Raw genomic sequence first — 9,090 nt, 5'->3', positions numbered from 1 at the left:
GGTCCCGCCCTCTCCCCTTGTGGCCGGATTTACCCGTGTGACCAGCGTGAATGGTACGTACCGAGGGGTCGGTCACCCCTCTCCCGCCGGGCTCCGCGGTGGGGTACCGTCACCGGCGCTGTGCGGAGCGCCACAAGGAGCATCATTGCGCGAGTTCACGAACCCTCCGATGGCGTCGGCGCCGCTGGTGGGCGGCCTTGCCGACGTCGTGTTCGACCATGCCCTCGCCGATCCGCTCCACATCGCCTTCGGCCGCAAGACGGACGGCGAGTGGCGCGACGTCACGTCGGCCGAATTCCGCGACCAGGTGATGGCGCTCGCCAAGGGACTGCTCGCCCAGGGCGTGCGCTTCGGTGACCGCGTCGCCATCATGTGCCGCACCCGCTACGAGTGGACGCTCTTCGACTACGCGCTGTGGACGGTCGGCGCCCAGGTGGTGCCGGTCTACCCCACGTCCTCCGCCGAGCAGGTCTTCTGGATGCTGCACGACGCGCAGGTGTCGGCCGCCATGGTCGAGCACGAGGACCACGCGATGACGATCGGCTCGGTGATCGACCGGCTGCCGCAGCTGCGCAGGCTGTGGCAGCTGGACGCCGACGCCGTGGACGAGCTGAACCGCGCGGGGCAGGACGTCGACGACGAGGTGGTCAACCGCCACCGGCGCGCCGTCACGCCCGACTCGATCGCCACGATCATCTACACCTCGGGCACCACGGGCCGCCCCAAGGGCTGCCTGATCTCCCACGCGAACTTCATGTTCGAGGCCCAGACGGTCATCCAGCGCTGGGAACCCGTCTTCCACTCCCGGCGCGGCGACGAGGCGACGACGCTGCTCTTCCTGCCCCTGGCGCACGTCTTCGGGCGGATGGTGCAGGTGGCCGGGGTCAGCGGCGGGGTCAAGCTGGGCCACCAGCCGAGCCTGAACGCGGCGGCGCTCATCCCGGACCTCGCGGCGTTCCGCCCCTCCTTCATCCTGGCCGTGCCCTACATCTTCGAGAAGGTCTTCAACGCGGCACGGCGCAAGGCCGAGAAGGACGGCAAGTCGGGACCCTTCGACAAGGCCGTGGAATGCGCCGTGCGGTACGCGGACGCGATGGAGGCCAAGGCCTTCGGCACCGGACCGGGGCCTTCGGCGGCCCTGCGCATGCAGCACTCGCTCTTCGACAAGCTCGTCTACTCCAAGGTCCGCGACGCCATGGGCGGCCGTGTGCGGCACGCGATGTCGGGCGGCTCGGGGATGGACCGGCGCCTTGGCCTGTTCTTCTCGGGCGCGGGCGTCGAGATCTACGAGGGCTACGGCCTGACCGAGTCCACCGCGGCCGCGACCGCCAATCCGCCCGAGCGCACCCGCTACGGCACGGTGGGCCAGGCCATCCCCGGCACCACCGTGCACATCGCGGACGACGGCGAGATCTGGCTGAACGGCGGCAACGTCTTCCAGGGCTACCTCAACGACCCCAAGGCCACCGACGCGACCCTGCACGACGGCTGGCTCGCCACCGGCGACCTGGGCGCGCTCGACGAGGACGGCTACCTCACGATCACCGGGCGCAAGAAGGAGATCCTGGTGACCTCCGGCGGCAAGAGCGTATCGCCGGGGCAGCTGGAGGAGCGGGTGCGCGACCATCCGCTGGTCGCGCAGTGCATCGTCGTGGGCAACGACCGGCCGTACATCGCGGCGCTCGTCACGCTTGACGGCGAGGCCGTCGAGCACTGGCTGACCATGCGGCGCAAGCCGTCGATGCCCCCGAACGACCTGGTGCGCGACCCGGATCTGGAGACCGAGGTGCGCCGGGCCGTGGTGGCCGCCAACACCCTGGTCTCGCAGGCCGAGTCGATCCGCACGTTCCGGATACTGGCCCACCAGTTCTCCGAGGAGCACGGGTTGCTGACCCCTTCGCTGAAGCTCAAGCGCAAGGCCATCGAGACGGCTTACTCGGCGGAGGTAGAGGCTCTCTACCGGGCGTGAGGTGAGCGGGGCAGGTTTCTGACGGTTCATCAATTACCGATGCGCCGGTTATTGACGGTTCATCAGGTCCCGCACAGAATCACCCTCACTTCGTCGGAGGGGGCTGACCCGTGTCGCGTTCGATCCGCACCATCACCGCCACCGTGGCCGCACTGCTGCTCGCGACCGCCTGCAACTCCGCATCCAACAGCAGCGGTTCGGGCGGCGACGGCAAGGCGGGCGACTCCGTACGCGGGGTGAGCGCCGACTCCGTCAAGGTCGGCGGCATCGTCTCCATGACGACCGCGAGCGGCTACAGCAAGAAGGACACCGACCTCGGGGCCAAGGCGCGCTTCGAGCGCGCGAACGCCGAAGGCGGCGTACACGGACGGAAGATCGACTACCTGGGCGCGGAGGACGACGGCCAGGACCCCGGCAAGAATCTCGCGGCGGCGCGCAAACTCGTCCAGCAGGACAAGGTGTTCGCGATCGCGCCGATGAGCTCGGTGACCTTCTCCGGATCGGACTTCCTACAGAAGCAGAAGGTCCCGACGTTCGGCTGGGGCACCATCCCGCCCTTCTGCGGCCCCAGTTACATGTACGGCTTCGGCGGCTGCATGGTGCCGATGCCGGGCGGCACCATCACGCAGAGCTGGCCCGAGGGCCTGAAGAAGGTGACGGACGGATCGAAGGGCAAGTCCGTGGCGATCCTCGCCAACGACAACGACGCGGGCACCTTCGCCATCCGCACCTACAAGCAGAGCTTCGCCGCCGCCGGCTACAAGGTGACGTACGCCAAATCGACGGTCCCCGCGACCTCCGTGCCCAGCGACTGGTCGGCGTACACCAAGGAGATCCTGCGCTCCGACGGCGGCAAGGCGCCGGACGTCGTCGTCTCCGTGATGCAGACCCCGTACAACATCGGCCTGTTCACGGCCGTCAAGCGCTCCGGATTCAAGGGCGTGATCACCGACCCGACCGACTACGACCCCGGCCTGCTCGCCAAGAGCGCCACGAAGAAGGCGCTCGACGGCGTGCACATCCTCCTCTCCTTCCAGCCGTTCGAGCAGAACACCGCGGCGATGAAGCAGTTCAAGGCCGACATCAGGAAGACGGCCGGCGAGGACGTGCCGCTCAACATGCACATGATGACCGGCTATATGTCGGCGGACCTCTTCCTCGCCGTCGCCGACAAGGCGGGCAAAGACCTGACCGTCGACTCCTTCCAGGAGGCGGCCAACGGCTTCTCCGACCAGGACACGATGGTCGGCGACCGCAGCCTGCCCAAGGGCCAGAAGGAGTCGTTCGGCTGCGGCGCGCTCGTCCAGCTGAAGGGCGGCAAGTACGAGGTGTCGGCGCCCTTCACGTGCTACGAGCCCATCCCCTTCAAGTAGAGCGGCGGGGCAGCCCATGTCCGACCTGCTGGGATTCGTGCTGAGCGGTCTCGTCTCCGGGGCCCTGTACGCGCTGCTCGCGACGGGCCTCGTCCTGTCCTACTCCGCATCCGGCCTCTTCAACTTCGCGCACGGCGCCACCGCCTACCTCTGCGCGCTCGCCTTCTACGAACTCCACTCCGGCTTCGGCTGGCCCGCCGTGCCGACGGCGCTGCTCCTGGTCTGTGTCGTGGCGCCCGCACTGGGCTGGGGCCTTGACCGGCTGATGTTCCGCAAGCTGGCGCGGGTCGGCGAGACCGCGCAGATCGTGGCGACGATCGGGCTGCTCGTCGCGCTGCCCGCGCTCGGTCTGTGGATCGTGGAGCTCCTAGATGACGCGGGGGCGCCCGTCAAACCGGCCGAGAACCAGTTCGGGCTGCCGGGCGTCGGGCCGAGCCCCGCCGAGAACTGGCAGCTCATGGACGGGGTCGGCATCGACTCCGACCAGCTGATCACATGGGTCGCGACCGCCGTGGTCGCGATCGGCCTGTGGGTTCTGGTGCGGCACACACCGCTGGGCCTTCGGCTGCGGGCCGCGGTGGACAACCGGTCGCTCGTGGAGCTACGGGGCATGAGCGCGGACCGGCTCTCCTCGGTGGCGTGGATGCTGTCGTCGGGTCTTGCGGGGTTGGCGGGTGTCCTTGCGACGCCCTTGCTGGGGTTGTCGTCCCACGACTTCACCCTCTTCCTCTTCGTGTCGGCCACCGCCGCCGTGCTCGGGCGCTTCATGTCGGTTCCGCTGGCGTTCGCGGGCGGGCTCGGTCTGGGCGTGCTGCAGAATCTGGTCGCCGGGTACGCGGATTTCGCGGAGAAGATCACCGGGTTCCGTACGGCGGTCCCGTTCCTGATCCTCTTCGCCGGGCTGCTCGTGATGACGCGGCGCCAGCGGACGGCGGGCACGGCGGCGGTGGACGCGCCGCCGATCGACTACCTCGCGGGCAGATCGTGGCTGCGCAGGTGGGGCCCGTGGGCGGTGGGGGGCATGCTGCTTGCGCTGTCCTTCTACACGGTGACCACGCCGTTCTGGAGCGGCATCCTCGCGCAGGGGCTCGCGATCTCGCTGGTCTTCGTCTCCTTCACCATGGTCACGGGGCTCGGCGCGATGGTGTCGCTCGCGCAGGCGACGTTCGTGACGGGCGCGGCTCTCGTGGCGGGGCTCCTGATGAGCCACGGGTGGCCGTTCATCGCCGCGGCGACGGTGGGAACGTGCGGGGCGGCGTTGCTGGGCGCCCTGGTCGCGCTGCCTGCGCTGCGGTTGGGTGGGCGGTCCTTGGCTCTGGCCACCCTCGCCCTGGCCTTCCTCGCCGATCAAGTCCTTTTCCAGATGGGGTGGTTGAGGAACGGCGACACCGGGTGGGAGATCCCGCGAGCCGTCTTCGGCCCCGTCGATCTGAGCGACGACCGGGCGATGGGCGTGGCGATGGTCGTCCTGGTGGCGGTGGCAGTGGCCGCGCTGAGTGCGCTGCGGGGGTCAGCGACGGGCCGGGCGATGCTGGCGGTGCGGTCCGCTCCGGCCGCCGCCATGGCCTCCGGGGTCTCGGTCGTGCGGACCAAGCTGCTCCTCTTCACCCTGTCGGCGGGGCTCGCGGGGTTCGGCGGCGTGATGTACGCGTCGTTCAACACCCGCATCACCGCAACGGACTTCACCGCGATGACGGGGCTCGTGTGGCTGGCGGTGGTGGTGGCCGCGGGGGTGCGGAGGCCGCAGTTCGCGGTGGTGGCGGGGCTGGTCTTCGCGATCGTGCCGCATCTGATCGCGGATTACGTCACGGAGTCCGTGCAACTGCCGGTCATTCTCTTCGGGTTGGCGGGGTTGGCGCTGGCCAATGATCCTGACGGGTACTGCGCGGCGGTTTCGGTTCGGCTGCATCGGCGGCGCGTGGCGGGGGGTTCGGCCCTTGGGGGTCACCTCGGACGAAGCCCCGGGGAGCTTGAGGACGAACTCGGCGGAGCCGGTGCCCGACGACCACCGGTGGCGGCGGAGCCGATATCCGGAAGGGGCGGGATCGGGGAAAGAACGCCCGCTCTGGCCCTGCGCGACGTCCACGCGGGCTACGACGGCACCCCCGTCCTGCACGGCGTGACCCTCACCGTCCGCCCCGGCGAGATCGTCGCCCTCCTCGGCCCCAACGGTGCGGGCAAGTCCACGACCTGCCGCGTCGCCGCAGGGCTGCTCACCCCCGCCGAGGGGGAGATCCGCATCGCCGGGAAGGACGCCACCCGCACCGGCCCCGTCCACCGCTCCCGGGCGGGAGTCGTCCTCGCCCCCGAAGGCCGCGGCATCTTCCCCTCCCTCACCATCGAGGAGAACCTCGCCCTGCACCTCCCGGAGGGGGACGCCCGCGACGCCGTGTACACCCGCTTCCCCGGCCTCGCCGCACGGCGCAAGGTCACCGCGGGCTCCCTCTCCGGGGGAGAACAGCAGATGCTCGCCCTCGCACCCCTGCTCCAGCGCCCGCCGAAGGTACTGATCGCGGACGAGCCGTCCCTCGGCCTCGCCCCCCGCGTCGTCGACGAGGTCTACCGTCTGCTGGCCGAACTCCGCGACGCAGGAACGGGGTTGCTCCTGGTGGAGGAGAAGGCCGCCGAGATCCTCGGCATCGCCGACACCGTCGCCTACCTCGCGCAGGGCCGGGTCTCGTGGTGCGGCCCGCGCTCCGAGGTACGGGCGGATCAGCTGACCGAGGCCTATCTCGGCATCGCCGCGCAGGACCGTACCGAAGGAGTGGGCCGGCCATGAGCGAGCGCAGCGACCGCATCATCGAAGCCCGCGGCATCACGGTCAGCTTCGGCGGCATCCATGCCCTCACCGACGTGGACCTGAGCCTGCGCCCCGGCGAGGTCTGCGGCCTCATCGGACCCAACGGGGCGGGGAAGACAACCCTGTTCGACGTCGTCTCCGGCATCCGCCGCCCCGACCGGGGCCGTGTCCTGCTCGACGGCACCGACATCACCCGCCGCTCCCCCGTCTGGCGCGCCCGGCACGGCATGCGCCGCACCTTCCAGCGCCAGCAGCTCTTCGGCCAGCTCACGGTGGCCGACAACCTGCTCGTCGCGCAGGAGTGGCGGGGCGGCGGTGGCGGTTTCGCCGCCGATCTCCTTGCGGCGCCCACCCGGCGTACACAGGAGAAGGGAAGGCGGGCCCGCGCCTCGACCGTGCTCGCGGAGTGCGGACTCGAGGAACTGGCCGACGACTACGCGGGCGCGCTCCCCGTCGGCCGGGCCCGCATGGTGGAACTGGCGCGCGCGGTGGCGGACCCGCCGGGAGTGCTGCTCCTGGACGAGCCCGCTTCCGGCATGACGGCCGGCGAACGGGCCCAGCTGTCGGCCGTCGTCCGGCACCTCGCGACGGAGCAGAACTGCGCCGTACTCCTCGTCGAGCACAACGTCGCCTTCGTGATGGAGCTGTGCGCGCGCGTCGTGGTCCTCGACCTGGGCAAGGTCCTCGCCGAGGGCACGGCGGCCGAGGTACGCGCGAACCCCTTGGTGCGGGACGCGTATCTCGGAACCGCCGCGACCTAGCGTGCCGCGACCTCAACCCCCGTACTGGGCAACGATCTTGGTGAACTCGTACGGTGCCTGCGACACGCCGCTGCACGAGTCCCCCGCGCTGCCCCCGGACGAGCAGTCGCGGTCGCGGTTGACGGCCCAGAAGGAGTACCGCGCGATGTGGTGCTGCTGCGCGTAGGCCAGGATCTTCTTGAAGTCGTTCGTGGTGACGGTCTCGCCCGCCACATCGGTCTTGCCGTTCATCGAGGAGACACCGATGCGCTTGTACGCGTCGGCGTCGCTGTAGCCGTACGCGCTCTTGACCGTGCTCTTCAGGCCTTCGAGGGCGCTGACGGAGGCGTCGCCCATGGAGCCGCTGTGGCTGCCGAAGTCGAACGGCATGACCACCCAGGCGTTGTTGTCGAGGCCGGCCGCCGCGCCGCGCTTGATGAGGTCCTTGCCGGTGGCGTCGGGACCGCTCGGGGTCGTGCCCATGGTCACGTAGGTGACGATGCCGGGGTTCTTCTGCTTGACGATCTTGAGGGCGTCGACCACGCGCTGGCGCACGGTCGCGTTGCTGAACTCCGTGTTCTCGATGTCGACGTCGAATGCCTTGAGCTTGTAGGCGTCGATGACCTTCTGGTACGCCCCGGCGAGCGCGGTGGCGCTGGAGCACTTCTCGCCGAGCTTGGCGCCGCTCCAGCCGCCGACGGAGACGACGATGTCGCCGCCGGCGCCGCGTATGGACTTGATGGCGGACTCGTCGGAGCCGCCCTTCAGCGGGCGGTTGCCGTCCCAGGCCGGATTGCAGCCGCCGTCGGACAGGATGAAGGCGAGCGTGAACCACGTGACGCCGGTCGCGGCCATCACGTCGGTGGGCTTCTGCGGGCTGCCCCAGCCGAGGTACTCGTACGGGGCGGCGTGGATGGTGCCGGACGCCTTGGCCGTAACTGCTGCCGGCGCCTGAGGGGGTGCGGCCGACGACTGCGCCGCCAGGGCGAGGGAGCCCGCCGCGGCGAGGACTGCGGCCGTGGTCAGTGCGGTGAGGGTTCTGCGGTGGGTCTTGCGGGGGGTGTGTGACATGGGGGGTGTGCTCTCCTTTGCGTTGTCAGGAAAGGTTCCTAACGATCTGAAGACGCGGGAGTCCCCTGTTGAGGGGGTTGAAGCAGGGCGCTGCGAGGAGTTCACCGAGCGTTCACATGAGTGTTCTGCGTTCAGCAGCGTGCAATAGAGTCGCGGCATGACGGAACGCGGTCAATGGTGCGGACCAAAAACGACCGGACTTCACTCGCGCGTGTTCAAGGAATGCAGCACCGCACCTGATCGTTGACCATGGGAGTACCACCCGACGACTTAAGGATCGAGAGCTCGTGAGCAAGGTCCCCCCGATCATCCTGAACAATGGCGTCGAGATGCCGCAGCTCGGTTTCGGCGTCTGGCAGGTCCCGGACGACGAGGCCGAGACTGCCGTCGCGACGGCGCTGGAGGCCGGGTATCGCAGCATCGACACCGCTGCCATCTACGGCAACGAAGAGGGCACCGGCAGGGCCATCGCCGCTTCCGGCGTCGCCCGCGACGAGCTCTTCGTCACGACGAAGCTCTGGAACAACGACCAGGGCTACGACTCGACGCTCCGCGCCTTCGACTCGTCCCTGGAGAAGCTCGGCCTCGACCACGTGGACCTGTACCTGATCCACTGGCCGCTGCCCTCGAAGAACCTCGCCGCCGACACGTACAAGGCCTTCGAGAAGATCTACGCCGACGGCCGCGCGAAGGCCATCGGCGTCTCGAACTTCCTGCCCGAGCACCTGGAGCGGCTCCTGGGCGAGACGTCGGTCATCCCGGCGGTCAACCAGATCGAGCTCCACCCTCACCTCCAGCAGCGCGCCGCCCGCGAGTTCCACGCGGAGCAGGGCATCACCACGGAAGCCTGGTCCCCGCTCGGCCAGGGCAAGGGTCTGCTCGAGGTCCCGGCGATCGTCGCGATCGCCCAGAAGCACGCCCGCACGCCCGCGCAGGTCGTCCTGCGCTGGCACATCCAGCTGGGCAACGTGGTGATCCCCAAGTCCGTGACCCCGTCGCGGATCAAGGAGAACATCGACGTCTTCGGCTTCGAGCTCGACCCCGAGGACATCTCGGCGATCAGCGCCCTGAACGAGGACCGCCGCCTGGGGCCGGACCCGGCCACGTTCGACGTGGTCTAGAAAGCCGGACCTGAAG

The 9,090-nt window shown here is 69.5% G+C and carries 6 protein-coding genes; 5 read left to right on the top strand and 1 reads right to left on the bottom strand.

Annotated elements, in window-relative coordinates:
* Nucleotides 1-145 precede the first annotated feature (145 nt).
* From ACQKIP_RS31615 to ACQKIP_RS31600, 4 genes are all read left to right on the top strand, one after another.
* Complete coding sequence (locus ACQKIP_RS31615) at nucleotides 146-1,969, top strand: AMP-dependent synthetase/ligase (protein WP_365855626.1); 1,824 nt, start codon at nucleotides 146-148, stop codon at nucleotides 1,967-1,969.
* 110 nt (nucleotides 1,970-2,079) lie between these two features.
* Nucleotides 2,080-3,342 (top strand): ABC transporter substrate-binding protein, encoded by a 1,263-nt coding sequence (locus ACQKIP_RS31610; RefSeq protein WP_365855628.1) that lies wholly within the window; start codon nucleotides 2,080-2,082, stop codon nucleotides 3,340-3,342.
* Between the two features lie 16 nt (nucleotides 3,343-3,358).
* A complete protein-coding gene (locus tag ACQKIP_RS31605; RefSeq protein WP_365855630.1) occupies nucleotides 3,359-6,121 on the top strand; it encodes an ABC transporter permease subunit in 2,763 nt (920 codons plus the stop codon).
* Nucleotides 6,118-6,903, top strand: a complete 786-nt coding sequence (locus tag ACQKIP_RS31600) for an ABC transporter ATP-binding protein (RefSeq protein ID WP_365855632.1) — start codon at nucleotides 6,118-6,120, stop codon at nucleotides 6,901-6,903. Before ACQKIP_RS31605 ends, ACQKIP_RS31600 begins: the two co-directional genes overlap by 4 nt.
* A 12-nt stretch (nucleotides 6,904-6,915) precedes the next feature.
* On the opposite strand, the gene ACQKIP_RS31595 is transcribed toward ACQKIP_RS31600, so the two are convergent.
* Nucleotides 6,916-7,953 (bottom strand): chitinase, encoded by a 1,038-nt coding sequence (locus ACQKIP_RS31595; RefSeq protein WP_365855634.1) that lies wholly within the window; start codon nucleotides 7,951-7,953, stop codon nucleotides 6,916-6,918.
* 329 nt (nucleotides 7,954-8,282) lie between these two features.
* Here ACQKIP_RS31595 and ACQKIP_RS31590 point away from each other — a divergent pair, with 329 nt between their 5' ends.
* Nucleotides 8,283-9,074 (top strand): aldo/keto reductase, encoded by a 792-nt coding sequence (locus ACQKIP_RS31590; protein WP_365855823.1) that lies wholly within the window; start codon nucleotides 8,283-8,285, stop codon nucleotides 9,072-9,074.
* Nucleotides 9,075-9,090 lie beyond the last annotated feature (16 nt).

The sequence above is a fragment of the Streptomyces sp. NPDC059900 genome (genome assembly GCF_050270335.1).
GTDB lineage: Bacteria > Actinomycetota > Actinomycetes > Streptomycetales > Streptomycetaceae > Streptomyces.
The sequence above is the reverse complement of the archived record's forward strand: the minus strand, read 5'-3'. Positions and strand labels throughout refer to the sequence as shown.

What these genes read in the sequence shown, in the direction of transcription:
- ACQKIP_RS31595 (WP_365855634.1), bottom strand. Translation starts at nt 7,953, where the DNA reads ATGTCACACACCCCCCGCAAGACCCACCGCAGAACCCTCACCGCACTG.
- ACQKIP_RS31605 (WP_365855630.1), top strand. Translation starts at nt 3,359, where the DNA reads ATGTCCGACCTGCTGGGATTCGTGCTGAGCGGTCTCGTCTCCGGGGCC.
- ACQKIP_RS31600 (WP_365855632.1), top strand. Translation starts at nt 6,118, where the DNA reads ATGAGCGAGCGCAGCGACCGCATCATCGAAGCCCGCGGCATCACGGTC.
- ACQKIP_RS31590 (WP_365855823.1), top strand. Translation starts at nt 8,283, where the DNA reads ATGCCGCAGCTCGGTTTCGGCGTCTGGCAGGTCCCGGACGACGAGGCC.